Source organism: Dehalobacter sp. DCA, assembly GCF_000305775.1.
GTDB lineage: Bacteria > Bacillota > Desulfitobacteriia > Desulfitobacteriales > Syntrophobotulaceae > Dehalobacter > Dehalobacter alkaniphilus.
The window spans coordinates 544,669-566,926 of the sequence record NC_018866.1 but is presented as its reverse complement, the minus strand read 5'-3'; the positions used below and the strand labels follow the sequence as shown (position 1 = coordinate 566,926).

Annotated in this window: 24 protein-coding genes, 1 tRNA gene and 1 riboswitch; of the genes, 8 read left to right on the top strand and 17 right to left on the bottom strand. The window is 44.1% G+C overall.

The features are described from left to right. Positions 1-12 precede the first annotated feature (12 nt). From DHBDCA_RS02795 to DHBDCA_RS02770, 7 genes are all read right to left on the bottom strand, one after another. Positions 13-294 carry an ArsR/SmtB family transcription factor gene (locus tag DHBDCA_RS02795; RefSeq protein WP_025205616.1) on the bottom strand — a complete coding sequence of 94 codons (282 nt, stop codon included), beginning with the start codon at positions 292-294 and terminating at the stop codon, positions 13-15. Positions 295-581: 287 nt separating this feature from the next. Beyond that, positions 582-1,601, bottom strand: a complete 1,020-nt coding sequence (locus DHBDCA_RS02790; protein ID WP_015042636.1) for a transposase — start codon at positions 1,599-1,601, stop codon at positions 582-584. Next, a complete protein-coding gene (locus DHBDCA_RS15675) occupies positions 1,537-1,977 on the bottom strand; it encodes a transposase (RefSeq protein WP_021315398.1) in 441 nt (146 codons plus the stop codon). The genes DHBDCA_RS02790 and DHBDCA_RS15675 overlap by 65 nt, the downstream gene beginning before the upstream one ends. 482 nt (positions 1,978-2,459) lie before the next feature. Next, on the bottom strand, positions 2,460-2,807 hold the full coding sequence (locus DHBDCA_RS02785; protein ID WP_015262315.1) for a hypothetical protein: 348 nt from the start codon (positions 2,805-2,807) through the stop codon (positions 2,460-2,462). A 144-nt stretch (positions 2,808-2,951) separates the two neighbouring features. After that, the gene (locus tag DHBDCA_RS15670; protein WP_015042634.1) at positions 2,952-3,122 is read right to left on the bottom strand and encodes a helix-turn-helix domain-containing protein; all 171 of its coding nucleotides are present in this window, start codon (positions 3,120-3,122) and stop codon (positions 2,952-2,954) included. A 129-nt stretch (positions 3,123-3,251) separates the two neighbouring features. Further along, positions 3,252-4,694, bottom strand: coding sequence for an IS4 family transposase (locus DHBDCA_RS02775; RefSeq protein WP_015042633.1), 1,443 nt, complete (start codon positions 4,692-4,694; stop codon positions 3,252-3,254). Between the two features lie 93 nt (positions 4,695-4,787). Beyond that, entirely contained in the window at positions 4,788-5,303 is a 516-nt protein-coding gene (locus tag DHBDCA_RS02770; protein ID WP_242824953.1) for a Crp/Fnr family transcriptional regulator, read from the bottom strand. Positions 5,304-5,580: 277 nt separating this feature from the next. Here DHBDCA_RS02770 and DHBDCA_RS02765 point away from each other — a divergent pair. Next, positions 5,581-5,657: transfer RNA gene (locus DHBDCA_RS02765), tRNA-Pro, on the top strand. A gap of 207 nt (positions 5,658-5,864) precedes the next feature. Continuing rightward, positions 5,865-6,014 (top strand): small, acid-soluble spore protein, alpha/beta type, encoded by a 150-nt coding sequence (locus DHBDCA_RS02760; protein ID WP_019226900.1) that lies wholly within the window; start codon positions 5,865-5,867, stop codon positions 6,012-6,014. A gap of 74 nt (positions 6,015-6,088) precedes the next feature. Here DHBDCA_RS02760 and DHBDCA_RS02755 read toward each other — a convergent pair whose 3' ends face one another. Beyond that, the gene (locus DHBDCA_RS02755; RefSeq protein WP_015042632.1) at positions 6,089-6,700 is read right to left on the bottom strand and encodes a DUF975 family protein; all 612 of its coding nucleotides are present in this window, start codon (positions 6,698-6,700) and stop codon (positions 6,089-6,091) included. Positions 6,701-6,896: 196 nt separating this feature from the next. On the opposite strand from DHBDCA_RS02755, the gene DHBDCA_RS02750 reads away from it, so the two are divergent. The 5 genes from DHBDCA_RS02750 to ribE (DHBDCA_RS02730) all read left to right on the top strand — a co-directional run bounded on the left by DHBDCA_RS02750 (position 6,897) and on the right by ribE (DHBDCA_RS02730) (position 11,479). Next, on the top strand, positions 6,897-7,430 hold the full coding sequence (locus tag DHBDCA_RS02750; RefSeq protein WP_015042631.1) for a GNAT family N-acetyltransferase: 534 nt from the start codon (positions 6,897-6,899) through the stop codon (positions 7,428-7,430). Between the two features lie 96 nt (positions 7,431-7,526). After that, positions 7,527-7,641: riboswitch (FMN riboswitch) on the top strand. Positions 7,642-7,829: 188 nt separating this feature from the next. Beyond that, complete coding sequence (gene ribD / locus DHBDCA_RS02745; protein ID WP_015042630.1) at positions 7,830-8,975, top strand: bifunctional diaminohydroxyphosphoribosylaminopyrimidine deaminase/5-amino-6-(5-phosphoribosylamino)uracil reductase RibD; 1,146 nt, start codon at positions 7,830-7,832, stop codon at positions 8,973-8,975. Continuing rightward, on the top strand, positions 8,975-9,628 hold the full coding sequence (gene ribE, locus DHBDCA_RS02740) for a riboflavin synthase (protein WP_025205606.1): 654 nt from the start codon (positions 8,975-8,977) through the stop codon (positions 9,626-9,628). Before ribD ends, ribE (DHBDCA_RS02740) begins: the two co-directional genes overlap by 1 nt. Positions 9,629-9,669: 41 nt before the next feature. Beyond that, complete coding sequence (locus tag DHBDCA_RS02735; protein ID WP_015042628.1) at positions 9,670-10,887, top strand: bifunctional 3,4-dihydroxy-2-butanone-4-phosphate synthase/GTP cyclohydrolase II; 1,218 nt, start codon at positions 9,670-9,672, stop codon at positions 10,885-10,887. 127 nt (positions 10,888-11,014) lie between these two features. Beyond that, positions 11,015-11,479 (top strand): 6,7-dimethyl-8-ribityllumazine synthase, encoded by a 465-nt coding sequence (gene ribE, locus DHBDCA_RS02730; protein ID WP_015042627.1) that lies wholly within the window; start codon positions 11,015-11,017, stop codon positions 11,477-11,479. Between the two features lie 106 nt (positions 11,480-11,585). On the opposite strand, the gene DHBDCA_RS02725 is transcribed toward ribE (DHBDCA_RS02730), so the two are convergent. The 5 genes from DHBDCA_RS02725 to DHBDCA_RS02705 all read right to left on the bottom strand — a co-directional run bounded on the left by DHBDCA_RS02725 (position 11,586) and on the right by DHBDCA_RS02705 (position 17,092). Next, a complete protein-coding gene (locus DHBDCA_RS02725) occupies positions 11,586-11,783 on the bottom strand; it encodes a spore coat protein (protein WP_015042626.1) in 198 nt (65 codons plus the stop codon). A 19-nt stretch (positions 11,784-11,802) separates the two neighbouring features. Then, on the bottom strand, positions 11,803-12,012 hold the full coding sequence (locus tag DHBDCA_RS02720; protein WP_015042625.1) for a hypothetical protein: 210 nt from the start codon (positions 12,010-12,012) through the stop codon (positions 11,803-11,805). A gap of 179 nt (positions 12,013-12,191) precedes the next feature. After that, positions 12,192-14,777, bottom strand: coding sequence for an ATP-dependent chaperone ClpB (clpB, locus tag DHBDCA_RS02715; protein WP_015042623.1), 2,586 nt, complete (start codon positions 14,775-14,777; stop codon positions 12,192-12,194). Between the two features lie 216 nt (positions 14,778-14,993). Continuing rightward, the gene (locus tag DHBDCA_RS02710) at positions 14,994-15,983 is read right to left on the bottom strand and encodes a DnaJ C-terminal domain-containing protein (protein ID WP_015042622.1); all 990 of its coding nucleotides are present in this window, start codon (positions 15,981-15,983) and stop codon (positions 14,994-14,996) included. Positions 15,984-16,147: 164 nt separating this feature from the next. After that, entirely contained in the window at positions 16,148-17,092 is a 945-nt protein-coding gene (locus DHBDCA_RS02705; protein ID WP_015042621.1) for a diacylglycerol/lipid kinase family protein, read from the bottom strand. A gap of 421 nt (positions 17,093-17,513) precedes the next feature. Between DHBDCA_RS02705 and DHBDCA_RS02700 the strand changes: the two genes are divergently transcribed. Next, entirely contained in the window at positions 17,514-17,780 is a 267-nt protein-coding gene (locus tag DHBDCA_RS02700) for an SHOCT domain-containing protein (protein ID WP_015042620.1), read from the top strand. Between the two features lie 121 nt (positions 17,781-17,901). Here DHBDCA_RS02700 and ltrA read toward each other — a convergent pair whose 3' ends face one another. From ltrA to DHBDCA_RS02685, 4 genes are all read right to left on the bottom strand, one after another. Next, positions 17,902-19,299, bottom strand: a complete 1,398-nt coding sequence (gene ltrA / locus DHBDCA_RS02695; RefSeq protein ID WP_015042619.1) for a group II intron reverse transcriptase/maturase — start codon at positions 19,297-19,299, stop codon at positions 17,902-17,904. Between the two features lie 184 nt (positions 19,300-19,483). Further along, the gene (locus DHBDCA_RS15370) at positions 19,484-19,639 is read right to left on the bottom strand and encodes a hypothetical protein (RefSeq protein WP_021315529.1); all 156 of its coding nucleotides are present in this window, start codon (positions 19,637-19,639) and stop codon (positions 19,484-19,486) included. A gap of 163 nt (positions 19,640-19,802) precedes the next feature. Further along, entirely contained in the window at positions 19,803-20,510 is a 708-nt protein-coding gene (locus DHBDCA_RS02690; RefSeq protein ID WP_015042618.1) for a Crp/Fnr family transcriptional regulator, read from the bottom strand. 395 nt (positions 20,511-20,905) lie between these two features. Beyond that, a complete protein-coding gene (locus DHBDCA_RS02685) occupies positions 20,906-22,252 on the bottom strand; it encodes a reductive dehalogenase (RefSeq protein WP_015042617.1) in 1,347 nt (448 codons plus the stop codon). Positions 22,253-22,258 lie beyond the last annotated feature (6 nt).

The following is a 22,258-nucleotide window of genomic DNA, read 5'->3' as shown; positions in this document are numbered from 1 at the left end:
TTTTACTTTTTGTTACATTGATTTTTGTAACCTTATTAAAAAGCCGGCAATGACTTCAAGTTTACTTTCATTGATAGAATACCGCATCCAGATGCCATCCCGCCTGCCATTCACCAGACCGCTTTCACATAAGATCTTCATGTGATAAGAAAGCGTGGATTGGGTTATGTTGAACGCTTCGAGTATCTTACAAGCACATAGTTCCCCATTGCCCAACATGTCAAATATTTTCAATCTTGTTTCATCAGATAATGCTCTCATCGCTAAGGCATAAGCTTGATAATTTTGTTCCAATTCAACCGCCCCTGTTGTAGGTTTATATATTGATAAACATCAATATGTTTATATATTAGTCAAGACATTGATACTTGTCAATGTCTATGGTATATAAATATTCGGCAAATCGCAGAAAACCTAAGTAAACCTAAAGCACTGGTGAACTGGAAACTTGTAGCGAGTAGCAAAGGTCGAGATTAAACGATGATCACATACTTTATAAATAAAAGGGGATGTAACGAAACTTTATGTTTCAGTTACGTCCCCTCTCACTTTTATGGAGAAATTTTTTAAAAAGTAAGTTTCTACTCTGTACTCAGCGCCATCTTCCTCATATTATGAGCGATGCAGTGTAATCCCCACTCGATTTTAACCTTTTCTAGCCCTTTTAACAGGAATCTTCGCATACCGTGATTCCCTTTAATGTCTCCAAAGACGCTTTCAACCTCGACCGGCCTCAAGCTCCTCATGCGCAAACCTTCTTCTGAACATAAATTCCTGCGAGCCTGTTCTCTATAAGCATTCAGTCTCCGATTGACATATATTCTTCTGTTGGCGTGTGGATCCGACGACTTCACGCACTGGTTCTTATGAGGACAACCGGAACAATTCAGGCATTCATAGATTCGGATTAAACTCCTGTAGCCGTTATCACTTTTTTGGTGCCGCTCATATAAGAAATTAAGTGTTCTCCCATAACCGCAGATATATTCATCGTTTTCATGATCGTAGGTGAAGTTCTGCGGCTTCATTATGTCGTCTTTCCATTTCTTACTGGCTTCTTTGTGGAAGGTATTGTATTTGACGTAATGCTTTAACTTTTTCTCCTGCAGATAGTCATAGTTTTCTTCGCTGCCATACCCGGCATCGGCAATAATGTTTTCTGGTAATTTGCCATGGAGAATCGATTTTAATTCTTCCAGGTGGTCTTTCATACAGCTGGTATCGCCTGGCCTCTGATGAATACTGTAACCGACCACAAACTGGTTTTCTGTCCCGATCTGAACATTGTAACCCGGCTTTAACTGGCCATTTTTCATATGGTCTTCTTTCATCCGCATAAAGGTGGCATCATGATCTGTCTTGGAATAACTGTTTCTTTCCTCCAAGATATGCTCTTGCTGCTCATATTTTTGCATGCGGGGCAGATAATCTTTCGTAAGGGTATTTCTTGTTTTCTTTAACTTTTTGGTTTCAGCGTCTGTTTTCTCTTCTTCCGATTTTTTGGCCAGTCTCTCGTCGATCTTTCTGACGGCTTCCTCAATCGCCTCTGTGTCGATTGGTTTGCCATTGCCCAGTTCTTCTAAATCCTTCCGCAAATACATCCAGGATAACCTCTTTCATCCGCTGAGACCGAAAGCGGTTGATCGCCATAAAATCCGGCTTATTGCCGCCACAGAGCCACATATACATAATATTTTCACGGGCTGCTTTCGCTATCCTGCGGCATGAAAAAACCCTGTCTGTATACGCATAAACCAATAATTTGGTCATCATGACAGGGTGAAAGCTGGAACGGCCGCCTCCAGGATATTTGGCAAACAAGGGTTCAAGATTCATGCGATCGATGGCGCGATTCACAACGCGGACGACATGATTTTGTGGGATCAGGCTGTCGATGCTTAAAGGCAGGGTTTGTTGTTCCTGCACATAAGGTTTGAATACTTTCTTGGTATGTACTTTCTGTCCTTTCTTAGACACTCAAATACCTCCCAATATGGCAATCTTTATATCTATGAACATTATGCCACATTCATACCAAAATATCTCCATATATCTTATTATTTCTTCAAATATTGCAGGGTTGCATAGATTTACAAGCGAACGTTAGTGGGAGTAAGCGTTAAGAAACCAGAAATTCGAGCGTTAAGACCTGCCAACGGTTAACTTGCTGTAAGCAGCGGGGTTTTGGCAGGTTAGCGCGGATTTCTGGTTTTAGCTTGCGGGAACGGGGGAGCGGAAAATCTATGCAACCCTGCAACACCCCAAAAAGAATAGACGCCATAATTGACGTCTTTCGCTTGGGGCTAAGTTTCGTTACAGCCCCCCATTTTAATCAATTTCTATAGTATATTTTACTACTTGACAGCGTTTGTATTTCCCTTTGTTCAACCCTTTACTCCGTTAGAAGCGGCCTGATATTGTTTCGGATAATTAGTCTTATAACAGGTTAATTAATTCAATTAAATGTAGACGAAAGCCAATGTCAAACCTACAGCGGCAATTAAAATAAATAACCCCCAATAAAGTTTATTGAATCGGTTCTTTGTGAGTTGGATCATCACCCAAAAGAGTGCGAAACCTCCAATGCTCTTGATTAACAATGGAAGGCTAAAATCAACAAGTGTCCAAACATAGCATCCTGTTAATACTGCGAAGCCAAAGACAACATACATGATTTTACGGAGTTTTGTTTTTAGGTTTTGGTCATCACTAAAAGTAGCGATAAAAAATAAGACCAGGAGCACACATGCAGCCAGAAAATGCCAGGGAGTATGATTCATTATTTCTATAGGACCTAAAGCTATCAAAGAAAATCCCTCCTAGAATATAATTATGATTTATTATAAGGTGATTTATGTTTCTAATACTGTTAAGTATTTAACAATTAATAAAAAAATTTGAAAAGTTGAATTTCCATACCTAAAAATCAGAGAAGTAGCTGCTTGACCCTATTATTTAAATATGTGCGTACTAAGACAAGGGTCATCTTTTAATATGTAATATCTGTTAGTGCGGTCGACTATTTTGGCTTCTTTTAACTCATTAAGGGCCTGAATGACCATTACCCGTGAAGAACCAATCATATCAGCTAATTCCTGCTGCGTAATTATTAAATCGATCATTGTCGCGTTTGGCAGCTTTTTCCCATATTGGTTGGCAAGGTTATAACTGAAGTTTCGCACCCCTCAAAACCCTTGTATCTCTAATTTAAAGGTATCCTAATGCCAGTGGTTCCTTCTGATTATTACCGATTAACTGGCATTTTTAAGGGCTATAAGCTGATTACTAAGAAAAGAATTCTCAAATAGTTCTTTCAAATGTTCATATTCACTGGAATTCCTAAATTCCAAAATGTCCACTAAACCAGACTTGGCGATGCTGGTGATCACCACTTGCAGCAAATCATCAAATAATTCCCAGAGCCGCTCCGCTACATTCTTCTCTATGAGTTCGTCCTTGATTTCCGCAAATAATCCTTCTAAGGATTCGTAGGCGTTTACTCGTCGAAAATAGGCTAGGAGTGTATAGAGGAGATAGCAGGTCGTGATATGGGCAATCTGCGCATCGAAATCCCTCGATTGACAAGTCCCGAGCTTCAAATGCTGCTTGGCTTCCTTAAAAAAGACTTCGATGGTCCAACGGATACTGTAAATCTCCAACATACTCAATAAACTAAGAGATATATCCGTCGAGAGGAACAGTCTAAATTTCTTTTGATAGGGAAACCGGCAAAAATACAGTTTGATTTGTCCGATTCCTTCATAATCAACAAGGACTTCGAAATAACGGATATTCCGTTTCCTACAGCGTTTTTCGTTTCCCTCACTTTTGAGGACCGATTTTAATTGGCTGGCATTAAGGGAAGTCTCTTTGTAGCGATACTTCCTCGTATCTTGCCGAACACCACAGACCAAATGCATCGATTTTTTGTCTAATCCTCGAATCGTTTGAATGAACTCGTAACTGCTGAACCAGCTGTCAACCAGGACATATTTAGCCTTAAACCCCTGTTTTACCGCCCGTTTTATCATATCCAGACCGTTCGAAATTTTGCTAACATGGCATTCTCTGATCCGTTTAGCCCCAGCAGATTTGGGGTCTCGTTGCTTTTTGAACCGTTCTTTACGGTGCCTTGCCTTTTTTAAGGGCTTTTCCACTTGTAAAGTGAAGTCTATAGGCGTGAGGCTTTTACCATCGAAGAAACCAAGGGTTAAATTTTTAAAGCCTAATTTGCTACCTTTCTTCCCTGCAACATGGTCAAACACCTGGGTCATTTGTTCAATTCTTCGACCTGTCTTAGCAAGAGTTGTATCATCTAGAATGAAAGCGGACTTTTCATCCACTTCGTTCGTAGGATTAACCAATCGTTGAAACTGTTTGGATATACCGATCAGCAATGCTCTCCAAGGCATTTTTTCATTGTTCTTCAGTCGATATATGGAATCTTTCTTCATAGTAGTAACCTTTTGGAAATCGCTTTTATATAACGCGTGGACACTTTTCAGTAACATTAGGGGCAACATCAACATTAGTGAGAGGATTTCCGCGGAACTGTAACCATCCTGTTTCAGAAAACCAACTTTGCGGCAAAGCGTTTTAAGCTTGAACGTCTTCATAACTTCACATATAATATTGTTAATCGAATAGCCGTGATTTTGGAGTACGTTTTCAATTTCTTTGACAGGTTTCCGCATGATAACACCTCATTTTTGGTTGATTTGGAGTAGCATCTTATTATACCAAAAACCTAGTGTTCATGCGGATTTTTATCGTTTTTTCGTCTTATTCTAAGCCGAATTTTCGGCTGTTTTATGGGTGCGAAACTTCAGGTTATAAAATAGACCTAATAATCTTTCTTTTACAGTTCGTCTAGTTTCCTTATCTGAATTCATATTGGCATAACGCTTTTGCCCAAGGTAATCAATTATCCTTAAGGCAAAAGAAGGATCTTTCTTAATTAACATTTCAAATTGCATTTTACTAAAGCAACAGATGCAAGCCTCTTCCATGGCTAACGCGCTAGAACATTCCTTTTGTTCTTGATATAGCGACAACTCACCTAGTACCTCACCGGGACCACAGATATCCAGAATTGTTTCATGTCCATCTTCAGCACTTTGCACAAGTTTAAGTTTTCCTGATTTCACAAGAAATATAGTACTTGTAATATCCCCTTGATAAAAAAGATAGTGTCCTTTGGACAGCCGTTTTTTATTTGTACATTGACACAAGTTTGTAATCTGTTCTTTTTCCAGACCCCGAAACAGATCCAATTCTTCTAGGCAGATGAGGCAACGTTTCATGCAATTCCCCCTATGTTTATAAAGAAAATATATCAAAATAGATTCAACTTTTCAACAAAGTAAAAATAATCCCGCTTTACGAGCCAGATTATTATTTGGAATTATCAGCACAAAACCTGATCAATCTTTTATTTTCCTCGAAAGTGTCCCCTCTTTTAAGAAAAGTTATTGTCAAACAAAGGTTAGCTATCGCTCAATAACAAATATTCAAAGCATTTTATCCTTGACATGAATTCAGCCTTTTGTTATGATTTTATTTGTTCTTTAAAAGAGACATCGGGGCGTGGCGCAGTTTGGTAGCGTGCTTGGTTCGGGACCAAGAGGCCGCAGGTTCGAATCCTGTCGCCCCGACCATTGAAACTCAAAAGAAACTCCGGGTTTTTACCCGGAGCTTATTTTTTATATTTATATATTTGACCCACTTTTGAACCTCTTTATGAATTGTCATATTTAGGTTAAATGTTAAAAACTTACTGAACTAAAATAAACTACCTGTGTATTTTATTCCTATATGCAGATACTACAGATAAATAAATAATAAATAAAAAGGAGGGATATTGAATGGCTAAGTATAAACTGCCGGTTAACAAACAAAGTGTTGCCAGCGAGCTTAATGTTAACCTAGGCCCAGACACCTCCGCAAGACAGAATGGCTCTGTTGGGGGCAGTATGGTTAAGAAAACTTTTGAATATATTAACAGTAGAATCTAGTCATCAAGCCAATAAAAAATAATTTACTCCGGGTTTTTGCCCGGAGTAAATTATTATATAACTCAAAATATGACTCAAAACTCTTCCGCAGTACAGACACCATTTTTGATGCTTTCTTTTTTCAGTTCCTGATAGAAATTTGTAAACGTAATTTGCATGTAAGGCATCAGCCAGATATAGCCAAGACAGAACGGGATCGTGGCCAGGATCGCCCAGCCAATGAAGCTGAGCGTAAGCAGGAATAGCTTGCCGCGATAGCCATAGCTGATTTTTTTACTGAGATCAAAGGCCTTTCTGATACCCATATCAGGATTATCAGCATAAATATAAAAGCTCATCATATAGCCGTATGCTTTAACGATCCCCGGAATAATCAGTAGCAGTGACCATAAAAGTGTCCACAGCATATACCAGAGATATAGCCCGGCGCAATTAATGGCATTTTTAAATCCAGAAAGGACCACTTCAACATTCGGGTCTTCCGCACGGCAGAACTTTAAGGTAAAGGTCACCAGACCAATCATGAGCGGGCCCGCAATTAAAATCGTAATAATCGGACCAACACACGGGATCCAAGACAGGATGAACACGATTACGGCATAAATCAGACAGGCCAGGATTGGTCTCAGCCAGTGCCCTTTTAACTGGATGCGGGCCATGGCTCTTAATTCTTTGTTTTCAAGCATTTTCTAGTCCCCTTTCAAAATTATTAATGATGACTCCAGATGAATAATTTCATCTTAACGAAAGAAGCAACAAAATTCAAGCATTTTTGCTATATTTTACCTAATTTTGCAATTGCTTCTCCTTCTACTTGATCTTATTTCTCTACATGCTAAACTATGATTACTTAAACGCATTTTTGTTTGGAAGGTGACTGCCATGTTAAACGGCAAATTAACCCGAATCCGTCCGCTCGAAATTGATGATCTGGACACCTTGTATGAATGGTATAATGATCACGACTTCTCTTACTGGATCAGCGGCAATTGGCCGCTTGCAACCTTGCTGCGCCGGGAAGATCTGGAGAGCAAACTTTTTGAAGAGGATACCAACCGCTATGCGATTACGGATTTACAAGGCAGCCTTATCGGTACAATTGGTTTCGATCAGGTCAATATTCCGGCCAGATCGGCCCGCATCTATATCGGAATTGGTCTCCAAGATTACTGGGGAAAGGGTTATGGGACCGATGCGCTGACTGCTTTTATCCGCTACCTGTTTGGCCAGTGGAATTTCCGGAGACTGACCGCCGAAACCTGGGTCAATAACACCAGAGCTCTCTCCTGCTATGAAAGGCTCGGCTTCATTGCCGAAGGCAGGCTGCGTGAAGCCTATTATGTGGAAGGGCAATATTATGACGCAATCATCTTAGGTTTATTAAAAAAAGATTATGCCGAGGTCGTCCGCCTTTAGACTCTCTTGATCTCTGTGCAAAATGGTTGCATTCTTGACAGGATTGCAGTATGATAATTGCAGCTTGACCGATCTATGCAGTAAAACTGAATACGTTCTTTACTCTGGGGATAGGTGTAATTCCTTACCGGCGGTACAGCCCGCGAGCCTTATGGCAGATTCGTTGAAATTACGAAGCCGACAGTTAAAGTCTGGATGGAAAGAGCAAAACATGGTGTGATCGTGCACGTGCTTGTCGTGTTTGTCGCGTAGCCTCTCACCTGCTTGTTTTGAATGACTGTTGATCTGAATGATGACGCCCGGAGTATTTCCGGGCATTTTTATTATTTTTTCTATGATTTATCAATGATTTATATTTTCATTTGTCGTTGACACGCTAATGACTGGAGGGTACATCCATTGCCTGATCGTTTTACCGCAGAAGATAAAAACTACATGGAACGCGCGCTGAATCTTGCCTTACTGGCAGCAGGCAGAACCAGTCCAAATCCGCTTGTGGGCTGTGTCATTGTCCGGGATGGGCAGATTGTCGGGGAAGGCTGCCATAGGAAAGCCGGTACGCCGCATGCGGAAGTCCATGCCTTAAATGCTGCAGGATCAAGCGCAGAAGGTGCCGATGTCTATGTCACACTGGAACCCTGCTCCCATTACGGCCGTACACCTCCCTGCACCGATGCGCTGATTGCAGCAGGCGTAAAGAAAGTGATTGTCGCGATGACGGACCCGAATCCGCTGGTCAGCGGTCAGGGTGTGAAAAAGCTGCAGGATGCCGGTATTCTTGTCGAAACCGGTCTGCTGGCTGAAAAAGCTCGAAAAATTAATGAGCCTTTTCTGAAAGCGATTATCACAAAAATGCCCTTTGTACTGTATAAAGCTGCAATGACGCTCGATGGCCGGACTGCCGTAGAATCAGGAGACTCCAAATGGATCACTTCGGAAGAGGCCAGACATTTCGTTCATGGGTTAAGAAATACTTTTGACGTCATTATGGTCGGCAGTCAAACAGTCCTTCAGGATAACCCGCTCTTAACCTGCCGCAATATTGAGAATGGCCGGGACCCGGTCCGGCTGATCGTCGATGGTTCCCTGTCTGTTCCTTTAAACGCTCAGATCCTCCGGAACGAATCCGCCAGCCGCTGCATCATCGCGACAACAAAGGCTGCTGACGAGAATAAACTGCTGCGGATGCGTGAAACATTTGCTGCCGACAAGGTTGAGATCTGGCAGTATGATACGTCCAGGCAGGTTCCCTTGCCGGACCTGCTGAGAGATATCGCGGCCAGAGGCTTAAACAGCATCTTATTGGAAGGCGGCGGCACGCTCGCCGGTAAAATGCTGGAATCCAGGCTGATTGATCAAATCATGTTTATGTTGGCCCCGAAACTGGCCGGATCCGGCTTCTCCCCGCTCTCAGGCCTGCACCTCGCCAGCATGTCCGAGGCAGTAACTGTCAGTCAACTGGTGGTCTGCGAACTGGGAGGAAATTATAGTTTTACCGGGACAGTTGACTATAACCATACCAACAAAATGGGAAGTGACAAATGATGTTTACAGGAATCATTGAAGAACTGGGCATAATAAAGAGTCTAGATCTGCTGAAAGACTCCGCCAGATTAACGATTGAAGCTTCTTTCGTACTGAAGGGATCCCAAATCGGAGACAGCATTGCCGTCAACGGGGTCTGTCTTACAGCGACCGCCATCGGTTCCGGAAGTTTTTCTGTCGATGTTATGTACGAAACGCTCCAGCGAACAAACCTTCAAGAATTAAAGCAGCATACCAAAGTCAACCTGGAAAGAGCACTGCAGCTGCAAAGCCGTTTGGGCGGCCATCTGGTGAGCGGCCATGTCGATGGCATCGGAAAAATTACTGCAATGACTCCAGTCGGCATTGCTCAAACCTATCGAATTCAAACGTCCCCGAAGATAACCTCCTCCCTGCTGCCGAAAGGGTCAGTGGCCATCGATGGAATCTCGTTAACGGTCATTGATGTCGGGGATGACTTTTTTACGGTCTCCCTGATCCCCCACACCTTTCAGCATACGACACTCGGCTTTAAACGCATTGGTTCTACGGTGAATCTGGAAACCGATATCATCGGAAAATATGTGGCCAGATTCCTGCAAAAGGACCACAGCCCACCCCAAACCAAAAAAGATATATCCGTTGAATTCTTAACTGAAAATGGTTTTATCTAACGTTTAGCAAACGTTTTATCTAACGAAAGGAGCTTAAACAGATGACACAACAAGAAAATATTTTTGCAAGCATTCCGGAAGCCATCGAAGATATTCGTCAGGGCAAAATGATTATCGTCGTCGATGATGAAGACAGGGAAAATGAAGGCGATATTATCATGGCTGCTTCCAAGGTGACTCCCGAAGGGATCAATTTTATGGCCACCTACGGCCGGGGATTGATCTGTACTTCCCTGACTGCTGCACGGCTTAAAGAGCTGAATTTGGATCTGATGGTCCAGAACAACACAGATCCCCACGGCACAGCTTTTACGATAAGCGTCGATGCCGCAACCAGTACCACCGGGATTTCAGCGTTTGAAAGAGCCGATACGATTCAGGTTCTGATTAACAAAGACAGCAAACCGCAGGATTTGCGCAGACCGGGTCATATTTTTCCGCTGCAGGCCCGGGAAGGCGGTGTCCTGGTCAGAGCCGGCCACACCGAAGGATCGGTCGATCTGGCCCGGCTGGCCGGTCTTGAACCGGCTGGTGTCCTTTGTGAAATCATGAATGAAGACGGGACCATGGCCAGGGTGAACGACCTGCTGAAATTCAAGGAGAAACATAATCTGAAAATGGTAACGATCAAAGACTTGATCAGTTACCGCCGCCTGAACGAAAGACTTATTGAAAGAGCCGAAAGTATTGATTTTCCAACAGAATTTGGGACGTTTAAAGCAGTCGGTTTTAAAAGCAAAATTGACGGCAAGGAACATCTGGCCCTGGTCAAAGGCAATGTCGACGACGGGGAACCCGTTTTGGTCAGAGTCCACTCCGAATGTCTGACCGGAGACGTTTTCTACTCGCGAAGATGCGACTGCCGGGACCAGTTAACGGCAGCCATTCAGCAAATCGAACGCGAAGGGCGCGGCCTACTTCTCTATATGCGCCAGGAAGGCCGCGGAATCGGACTTCTGAATAAATTGAAAGCGTATAAACTTCAGGAAGAAGGCAAAGACACTGTCGAAGCAAATCTGGCGCTGGGTTTCCCTCCTGATCTGCGTGATTATGGCGTCGGCGCCCAAATATTAGCTGATCTCGGTATCACCAAAGTCCGTCTGATGACGAATAATCCTAAGAAAATCGTAGGTCTGGAAGGCTACGGCATTCAAGTCACCGAACGCGTCCCGATCGAAATGCCCGCGAAACCGGAAAATGAATACTACCTGACAACCAAAAAAGAAAAAATGGGCCATTTTCTGACCAATATTCGCTGACCAGTGATAATCGGCAATCCTTAATTGACGAATGACAAAGACATTAAAGAAAATAGAGAACGAAAGAGACCAAATAGCATAAAAGAAATAAGACCAAACAGGCTGTAAAAGAAAGGAAGGATATCATTTGAAAACCATTGAAGGAAAACTGTTGGCCGAAAACCTCAAATTTGCGATTGTTGCCGGAAGATTTAATGAGTTTATTACGAATAAACTTATTGGCGGCGCTTTGGATGCGCTGAAAAGACATGGCGCTGATGAAGACAATATCGAGCTCGTCTGGGTCCCCGGTGCTTTTGAAATTCCGCTGGCCGCCAAAAAAATTGCTGAACAAAAACGGTTTGATGCGGTCATCTGCCTTGGTGCAGTGATCAGGGGGGCTACGCCGCATTTTGACTATGTCAGCAGCGAAGTCAGCAAAGGTGTCGCTAATGTCGGTCTGGAAACAGGCGTTCCTGTGATCTTCGGCGTTCTGACCACCGACACGATTGAGCAGGCCATTGAACGGGCAGGCACGAAATCCGGCAATAAAGGTTTTGATGCTGCCGTAACCGCGATTGAAACCGCGAATCTGTTTAAGCAGCTTGCGTAGTAGATCGATTCTTAAAACAAGGCAAATAAAAGACGGGAAGGATATACCGCTATATAACCTTACCCGTCTTTTTTACGCATGGATCTCCACTTGCTAACAAATAATCTTAGATCGATCCTCCGGATTTTTCAATAAGTTTTCCCAGACGTTCATAGACTTTGCTTGCTTCATTCGCCAGCTGAAGATAGCGGTGCCGGATTTCATCATTCGAGGCTTTGGTGGCAAATGTCATATACCCGGAAGCCGCTGCCGAGACATCTTTTTCGTAGTCATACATCATATCTAGATCCGAAAAATTACTCATAAACTTAATAATCCCCTTCCTACATGATTTGAGCAAGTTTACTTTTAAGGAAGCCGGTTACTCCCTCGAGTGCGCTTGCCTGATCCTTAAAAAATGCTTTTACTTCCCTGTCGTGAGCCATTTCACTGAACATTTCACATTTCCTCATCGATACTTCGCTTTCAACTAAAGATCTTGTTATCATTCCCTGATCGAGAATTTTCTTGATTTCGCTTTGACTATGCTGCATGATATCCCACCTTCCAAAATTCTTAAGTATTTTAGAATTAAGTATTTTCAGGATATACAAAAAGAGCTGAATTTATGCATTATTCCCTGTCATAATAATAAAAACAACATGGGTTTAACAGATAAAACCCATGTTGTTTTTTTATATTAATGTTTCAGACTCGTTCGATCGTTTTTTTGTTAAATCTTCTTAAACTGATAGTCCTGGTCATAATCCACGAGGATTTTGGTGCCTTCTGGAAATTCGCCCTGCAGAATCTGTTTAGCCAGCGGATTCTGGATTCGCTGCTGAATCACTCTCTTCAGCGGTCTGGCCCCGAATACGGGATCATAACCTTCCTCGGTGAGCATGTACAAAGCCTTATCGGATAAAGTCAGGGTAAGTCCTCTTTCTTTCAGCCGTTTCCGTAGCAGGTCAAGCTGAATTTCCACAATCCGGACAAGATCTTCTTTCTTTAACGGATCAAAGATGATCGTCTCATCAAGCCTGTTGATAAATTCCGGCCGGAAATACCGGCTTAACTCGGCTTCAATGGTTTTACGAATCAATTCCCGACTGCTGTGGTTTTCATTCATTTCCCGGATCTCCTGTCCGGCAATATTGCTGGTTAGGATCACAACCGTATTCTTGAAATTGACAATCCTGCCCTGGCCGTCTGTGAGTCTGCCGTCATCAAGCAGCTGCAGCAGAACATTAAAGACATCACCATGCGCTTTTTCAACCTCGTCAAGTAAAATGACGGCGTACGGTTTTCTGCGGACTGCTTCCGTCAGCTGTCCGCCTTCATCATAGCCGACATAGCCGGGAGGGGCCCCAATCAGCCGGGCCACGGAATGCTTCTCCATATATTCCGACATGTCAATCCGGATCAGGGCTTGTTCATTATCAAACAGAAATTCTGCCAGGGCTTTGGCCAGCTCTGTCTTCCCTACTCCGGTAGGGCCGAGGAACAGGAATGAACCCAGTGGACGGTTAGGGTCCTGCAAACCGGTACGAGCTCTCCGGACCGCATCAGCTACCGCTTGGACAGCTTTGTCCTGACCGATGACCCGTTGATGCAGGTTTTCCTCCATCGTAATCAGTTTTTCGGCTTCACTTTCCAGAAGCTTGGAGACTGGGATATGCGTCCATTTGGCAACGATCTCAGCAATATCGCTTTCTGAGACTTCCTGCTTCAGCAGCGTATTCTCCCGGCCCGATACGAGCTGTTCAAGTTCGGCCAGCTCTTTCTCAAGCTTTGGCAGTACGCCGTACTGAAGTTCGGCAGCCTTATTGTAGTCGTATTTTTGCTGGGCATTTTCAATCTCCACCCTCGTCCGGTCAATATCTTCCTTCAGCTTGTGAATATTGCCCAATTTTTCGCGTTCTTCCTGAAGCTGGGCCTCTAGGGCACTTCTTTTTTCCTTCAGGTCCCCAAGTTCCTTTTCAATATTGGCCAGTCTTTCCTGACTCGCTTTGTCTTTTTCTTTTTTCAGAGCTTCCCTTTCAATCTCGAGCTGCATGACTCTGCGTTTGATATCGTCGAGTTCCTGCGGCTCACTGGTGATTTCCATCCGCAGCCTGGCTGCTGCCTCATCAATCAGGTCGATCGCCTTGTCCGGCAGGAACCGTTCACTGATATAGCGGTCGGAAAGGATACTCGCTGCGATGATCGCACTGTCGGTAATCCTGACGCCATGATGCGTCTCATAACGTTCTTTCAAGCCCCTCAGGATCGAGATCGTATCCTCGACTGTCGGCGGTGCAACGATCACCGTCTGAAAACGTCTTTCCAGCGCCGCATCTTTTTCGATGTGCTTGCGGTATTCGTTCAAGGTCGTTGCCCCAACCATCCTGAGCTCCCCGCGGGCCAGCATCGGTTTCAGCATATTGCCGGCATCCATTGCGCCTTCGGCAGCTCCTGCCCCGACGACGGTGTGCAGTTCATCAATAAACAAAATAATATTTTCGCGGCTTTCAACTTCCTTTAAAACAGCCTTCAGCCGCTCTTCAAACTCCCCGCGGTATTTGGCCCCGGCAATCAGTGCGCCCATATCAAGGGAGATTACTTCTTTATTCTTAATCGCTTCAGGAACATCACCGCGCACGATTCGCTGGGCCAGCCCTTCGACAATAGCCGTCTTTCCTACGCCTGGTTCGCCAATCAAAACCGGGTTGTTTTTCGTCCGGCGGGACAGAATCTGCAGTACTCTGCGGATTTCCTCATCCCTGCCGATAACTGGGTCTAGTTTTCCTCTTCTGGCCAGTGTCACGAGATTTCGGCCGTACTGTTCCAGGGCAGCATAGGTTCCTTCCGGATTTTGACCGGTAACCCGCTGAGATCCGCGGATTTCCTTTAGAACTTTCAACAGGGCTTCCCGGGTAACTCCGGCTTCTTTCAGGATCTTTCCGGCATCTCCGCCGGCCTGATCAGCAACGGCCAGTAAAAGATGTTCCGTGCTGACATAATCATCTCCAAACGGCTCCATTTGATCATGAGCGTTAACCAAAACGGTTCTCATTCTCGGAGAAATGCTCAACTGAGAAGCCGCTCCCATCATTCTGGGCAGTCTTGCGATGCTGGATTTGGTCTTCTCGCTGACGCTAGCTAGCGAAATATTTAATTTATTCAGGATTTGAGGCACAACGCCTTCATTTTGTTCCAATAAGGCTAGTAGCAGATGTTCGGGTTCCACCTGACTGTTATGGTTACTTTCTGCGTTGTTTTGCGCAGCGATGATTGCCTCCTGGGATTTTTGGGTAAAACGGTTGGTATCAAAAGCCATGCGTATCACTCCTTTGAGTTAACATACCGGTATTTGTGGTAGGTCAACGGAATATATAGCCGTTTTCGGCAGGTTGCGCCCTCCATGGCGAGTCGCTCCTTGCCATCCATGGCATCGCAACATTAGTCCATCCGTGGCTGTCAAACAGCCGCGCTGCGCACTCCATGCTCCGCTTGACGCCGGTAATTGCGGCATGCAGACCTAACTCTGGAGTAATCAGCTGTTTCTTTCCTGGCTTAATTCCTGAAGCATACTAATTTCTTTCTCAGACATCTCTTCGGGCAGGACAAGCGTAATCTTTGCGTAAAAATCGCCAAAATGGCCGGATTTATTGAGAATAGGCATTCCTTTCCCTCTCAGACGGAAACTTTTTCCGGTTTGGGTGCGCGGAGGAATCTTGATGGATATTTCTTCGCCTAATGTTTTGACTCGGGCTTCTCCGCCAAGTACAGCCTTGAAGAAATCGATTTCGATGTTGGCGGACAAATCATCTCCGTCCCGGGTATAGACAGGATGTGGAACGATTTTTACCGTTAACAGAAGGTCTCCTTTGTTTCCGTCTTTCGCTCCTGCTTGTCCCTGTCCGCTGAGCCTAATTTTATTGTTATTCTTAATACCTTTCGGAACAGTGGCTTCAATTCTCCGGCCGCCGACTTCAATCATCCGTTTGGTTCCATGATAGGCTTCTTCAAGCGTAATACTGATTTCACCTTCAATGTCCCTGCCGGCCTGCGGTCTTCTGATCCTATTCGAATAATAATCATCGGACTCATCAGCATAGTCTGCTCCCATGCCAAAGATAGAGGAAAAGAAATCAGAAAATCCCCCCATACCCCTGCCGGCACTAGAGCCAAAACCTCTGTCCCCAAATGTTTCCGCGAACTCTTCCGGCGTCATTGTACGGGTATAGCGGTTGCTCCCCGGTGATTCCTGCCAGGCCGACCAGTCAAAAGAATTCCCTCTGCCGCCGTGCGACTGCCATTGCTGGTAGTTTGCCCTTAAATCATCATATTTTTTTCTTTTGGCAGGATCGGATATCGCCTGATAGGCTTCATTAATTTCCTTAAATTTCTCTTCTGAGGCTTTATCACCCTGGTTTAAATCAGGATGATACTTTTTGGCCAGTGCCTGGTATGCTTTTTTGATGGCCTTATTGTCTGCATCCGGAGAAACGCCTAAGATTTGATAATAATCTTTAAAATCCACTGTCCTCACCACCTCAAAACTGCTTTCCTTACCCATTAATTGTATTATATGCAAAATCCTTTTAAAGGTCAATATTGGTCAGACATATATTTGTCTTCAGCTGACCTTGCAGAATCTTCATCTATATGCGTATTCATCCGTATGGTTTTAACGTTAACGGAAACTTATACCCATAGTTTCAAGCACTTAGGGATTACCCGGTATGCCTTCGGACATACCCCCGGGATCTCCCCGTCGGTTTCAAAAAGTATGGAATCCGGCATATGCAGTTCAATTTCCTTACAGCGGAACACTTGGACTTCAGGAAGATGGATATGTTGCCCTTTATAAAGCAGCGGAAAGCGTGAAAAGAGTCTGGACAGCTTCATTTCTTTTATCACAACCAGATCGAACAAACCATCATCCAGGCGGGCATCAGGCGCAATACGCATTCCGCCGCCAATATATTGACCGTTGCAGACCATAAGCCCCCAGATATTCCCTTCCCAGAATGTATCCTGGTCCATTTTCAGAGAAACACAGACGCTCTTGTACGATAGAACGGCTTCTAAAGTACTGGTCAGATAAGAGAGCTTGCTACCCATCGCTTTACTCCGGCAATTGGTCCTGTGGACCGCTTCCGCGCCGACTCCGACATTGGATGCATTCAGAAAATAACGTGTCCGTTCTTCCCCTTCAAAATTCAGAAAGTCGACTCGGCCAAGATCAGAAAGAATAATATTGGGCTCCTTCAGCATCCTGATCAAGGCGTTCAGACCTTTTTCTTTGCCTGTTTTTATTGTCCTTACAAAATCCCCGCCTGTTCCCTGTTCAAAAACAGCCAGTTCGATATCGTCCGCGACAAGCCGGTCATTCTCAATAAGACCATTAAGCACCTCATTGACAGTTCCGTCTCCTCCGACCGCAATCATCCTCCGATACCCTTCGTCCAGAGCCATACGTGTTATTTCTGTTCCTCCCCCGGAGCGGGAGGTCAGCGCATAATCGACCTGTATTCCCGCCTGCTGAAGCTGCTGGTAATACCCTGGCCAAAGTCCCTGCGTTTTTCCATTTGCTGACCGGGGATTCACAACAGCAAACCATGATTTCTGCGATTTCTGCTGGCTCATTCTCATCTTCCTATCATCTTAGTTTTTCTCGGTCATTTTCTCGATCATTTTTCTCTGTTCATCCACTGGCATGGTTTAGTTTTAAACATATTGTTTCGCTAATTTTTAGAAATCCCCTTTACACGCGAAAAATTATTTTTTCCTGCCATCGTTCATGCAGTACTTTCTTCACAAATATTCCTAGGATCAAACTGCAAGGCTTTCATTCTGTCACTATACTTGCCAAAAACCTGCAGCATATTCATTACCTATTTCATTGATTTGATTTCCTTCCCTCAGATTTGCAACCATCATAAATCAGGTACAAATGGTACAAGATATTGATGACAATGGTTTAATCAAAAAAATAGTTTTCAAAACTAGGATTTACTTTTTTAATGGCCTAGAAAATCCAAGAGAATATAAAAGGAGGTAACTAAAAATGATGCGAGGCTGGTATGGACCAGGTGGAGACTGGATGATGGGAGGCAATTATTCCTGGATGGGATTTGCAGTCATGATCATCCAATTGCTTTTCTGGCTGGGAATTATTTTTCTTGCAGTCAGGCTGATTAGAAATTATCTGGACAGACAGAACACCTCCGGTAAACCGGAAGACCACGCTATGGCCATCTTGCGCGAACGATATGCCAAAGGGGAAATCGATCTGGAAGAATACAATACCCGAAAAAGCGAGTTAGGGAGATAAAATTTTACACAAATCAAAAGATATAAAAAGTTTTATTAAAGCATATCATCAATCGAGTAGGAGGGGGCGTCTCGCCCCCGGCCTCTCACACCACCGTATGTGCGGTTCCGCGTACGGCGGTTCAATAGTTTAAGTGCAGTACCTCGTATTTCTTGGCTATGTCATCATAGCCGAGGGATTCGAGGTATTTGTCAGTCAACGTATGATTAAGTATCCCGCTCCCGGCTACTCTCCAGTAGCCTTTGCCAGTGTACCCATTCTTGTGTGCCCAGTAAACCGACATGCCGAGTGCTATCAAGTTCCCGATTCGGGTTTTTGGTTTCTTCCACTGCTTCCAGATATACATCCGTATCCGTCGTTTCAGCCACCTGTTCAGTTCCTGAATTCTGCTCTTCATACCGGCAATAGCGTAATAATTAAGCCACCCCGTTGTATATAGCTTCAGTTCCTTCAGAATCTGTTGAATGGCCCTTCCGCGATTCCGTTTTGTGATGCCTTTGAGCTTTTCCTTGAATTTCTTCATTGACTTTTCATGCACCCGTATTCCCGTACCTTTGCCCGTCCTGTACAAGGCAAAGCCAAGGAACTTAAGCTTCAGCGGTGATCCCGCTTTACTCTTTTCCGAGTTCACTTTCAGCTTTAGTTTCTTCTCAAGGTACTGCTTACAGCTTTCTAATACACGTTCTGCTGCTCTGCGGCTCTTGGTGTAGACAGCAATGTCATCCGCGTATCGCAAATGCTTGTGCCCCCGTCTTTCCATTTCCTTGTCGAATTCATTGAGGTAGATATTCGAAAGTAACGGAGATAACGGGCCTCCCTGTGGGCTGCCTTCCTCCGTCTTGCTTTTCACTCCATTCTCCATGACTCCGCTTTTCAGAAACTTCTTGATGAGGTCTATAATCCGCTTATCTTTTACTTCTTTGCGTATTATATTCATCAGCAGTTCATGATTCATCGTATCGAAGTATTTTGACAGATCGATATCCGCTGCGCGGGTATATCCCTGTTCGTAGTACTCTTTCGCTTCCTTCATGGCTTGCTGTGCGCTGCGCCCCGGTCGATAGCCGTAGCTTGCCTCCGAAAACAGCGGTTCAAAGATTGGTTGCAATATCTGCACCAATGCCTGTTGCACCATCCGATCAATGACCGTTGGCACACCAAGTTTTCGTACTCCTCCATCCGGTTTGGGTATCTCTACTCTCCTAACCGGTTGAGGCCTGTACATCCCGTTTCCTAAACTCTGTAGCAACTCCTCTCTGTGTTTCCTGAGCCAGGGCAGCATTTCATCCACGGTCATTCCGTCGACTCCTGCTGCTCCACCGTTTGACTTAACCCTTTTGAAAGCCCTGTTCAGGTTTTCTCTGTCCAGAAGTCTTTTCATTAGGTCGACTGCACCGTCTTTTTCCTTGGTTTCTCGTTCAACGATGCTCCGCGCTCCGCCGTTGTCTTCGGGTTCCACCCTATCTTCCGGGCGGCAGCCAAGGTTTCCCTCGTATTCTGCCTTCTTCACATCGTCCACCTTCTTCCTTCTTCAAAAGACTACTACTGTTCAGCCCTTCCCGCGTTTCCGCGGTACTATAGCTTCTGCTGACTTCTCATGCCTCAGCTACACATCACTGCGCGGTTTGCTCCTGTGGGTCGTCGAATGCGTCCCTCTTGTCGGGAGCGTGGTATGAGATCTCCCCGGGTAAGAACAACAACCTTCATCCCATGTAACCGCCGCATTTACTGTACAGGGTTCGGGTAGTATTGGACTTTGTTTTATTAAGCAAACTCGTCCACCCTGATTCAGCCTTATATGCGGTTTCTGTTCGTCGGTTCAGGACTTTGCTTACGGCTTCCTTTAGATTCCACCTCACGATGGACACCCTTGCCGTTCGGCTAGCACTTCCTACTACCAAGCGTGCAGCGGACTCTCACCGCCGAGTTGTTGCCCATGCCGGGCGCACTTATAAAATATCAAGGGACAGATCCCTTGATATTTTACATTACCCCTGCCGCATTTTTAATGATCAGGTTGATTTAATAGGTTAATTCCTCATTTGCAATAAGGTTACATAATTTATTGAGATCGTAAACCTTAATGACTTTTCTATTCTTTTTTATAATGCCTTCTTTACTAAGATAAGTAAATAATTTACAAACGGTCACAGGATGGGTTCCTGTTATTTTGGCAATCGTCTTTTGTGACACATTCTCAACCGCTAACTCATAATAGTCATTCACCCGATTTCCTTTTGTCAGACAGAGGTTATATAGAAAAGAGAATACCCTAGCAGAAGGACGGCTTTGATAGAAGTCCCTTGATTGATACATAAAGTATTGCGTTTTTTGTATAAGATTCAAGATAAAATTTTTTAACAAACGAGTATTCTGCGATAATATTGCAACCATCATGTCCAAAGGAAAAAAACAGACAGTGCAATCTTTTACTGCAGTAATTTGGAATTCATGATCATCATTTTGGTTAAAAGCCACCGCTATGCCGTTCTTAAAAACTTCAAGCAGATACTTCTCCTCACCATTCCGCGATACCATACTCACATCAAGTTGTCCTGAAATCAAGAAAATAACATTACTAAAAGGTATGCCGGGCGAAACGATCTTGCTTCCCCTTGCAAATGTATGCAGGCTTCCAAGAGAAGTATACATGTTTAGCTCTTCAATGGGATCAAATGTTGGAATAATAGGCATCTTTATTATACAATCTGGTATTTTCCCGTTCTCCAAAGTTATCCCCACCTTTTAAAAGAAAATATAAACTATTAGGCTTAATACTGATTATTTTCAAATACCGCTTCAAATATGCTGTTAAGAAGTTATGCCGAATTATAGAAATTTCTCGAAGCGGATATTATCAATGGGTTAATATAACATTACAATAGGTTGTGCGTAGCTATTTGCTGAAACCAAAAAAGTCATTAGAAAAAAGAAGTAAGATTCTTTTCAAATGACGACTGAATCTCTGCAATATTTCTGATAAAGACTAAAGACAGGAAAACATAATCTAAGACCAATTGCAAGTAATAAACATCTGTTTTCGTATATCTTTAAGCGGCAAGATAAGACCTCGGCCGCTTAAAGATATACCTAATGAGAAAACTGAACTGATTATTGCTTGGCGGCTAATACCTCTCAGGCCATTCCAGCCACCATTTGTATTTCTCAATTTGTTCCGTACCGTAACCGAACATATCATCGATTGTTTTCAACAGACTGGAAGAAGCTTCTCCATGGCTACCAATCCAAGTGCCTGCCTCGTGAAACCAGGACTGCTCTTTAGAGTCCCAGGGGCATACCTTCATACACCTGCCGCAGGAAGATCCTTCTTTGTTCGTTGAGCGGAATATTGTGCATTTTAGAGAGTCAGTGTTCCATCGCAAGTATCCATTATGCTCGGCTGGCTCATCATCAAATGTAATAGCGCCCCCTGGACAGTTATCAGCACATTTTTTACACACCCGACAAAAATCCTGTAAGCCAAAATCAATGGGATTATCGGGAACGAGCGGCAAATCCGTGGTTACAGCTGCACACTTATGGCGGAATCCCAGCCGGGGATGAGCTACGCAGTCTCCTGTTCTGGATAGTTCACCCAATCCCGACGCTATCAGGCAGGGACCCATGACTGCTTCATAGTTGGAAATATGATTTGCTCTGGCATTATAACCCAGGTTACGAATATAACTCGCTAAGATGACAGCAATAACACCGGAGGCATGATATGAACGGAAGGATTGACCGGCACTGATACCATCATATCCGGTCGAACCCAACATCGTTTCCAAATGCTGGTCAACCATAAACGTAATGACATAAGGCATCCTCTCCGTGACCGGAATTGATTTAGACAAATCATCCCCATTCTTAAACAAATTATCCTGCGAAGGGGACCTGTAACTATAATAAGCATAAGCGGGCATCTTGCCGATTCCAACTTCGTCAGCCCGCAAAAAATACGCGCAATCCTTAATGTGTTGGGACATTTGTGCAGGATCTGGAATCGGCAGCTTTTCAGGAGCCGGTTTCCCGCCGCACAGTGCGTCTGGACCGATAACACCGACGAATCCCATAAGAGCAGCATTAAGAGGATGTTTACCAACAAAGTGATAGTGGAAGGATTCTTTTTGAGCTTCGGGGGTTAGTTTACCACGAATAGCATAATTGAATCCTGCGTCTGCTGCATGGGTGTTTTTAATAGGACCGACGATCTTTGAAGTTCCGAGCCATTGGTCGTTATTCTCAACAAATCGGACACTGGCACCACCATAATTTGCATTGGGATGCAGCTTGGATTTGGCTCCGTTTTTGGGACCTGTCTGGCTTGCCATAGCTTCTGACGGCAAAACTCCGATTGCGCCAACAATCCCTGCTGCCAGTGCAGAAGCAGCCCCTGCTTTTAGAAATTTACGCCGGTTCATCTGAAATTTTTGTCTCTGCTGTTTTTCTTCTTGTTCCAAAGATTTTGACATTACTTT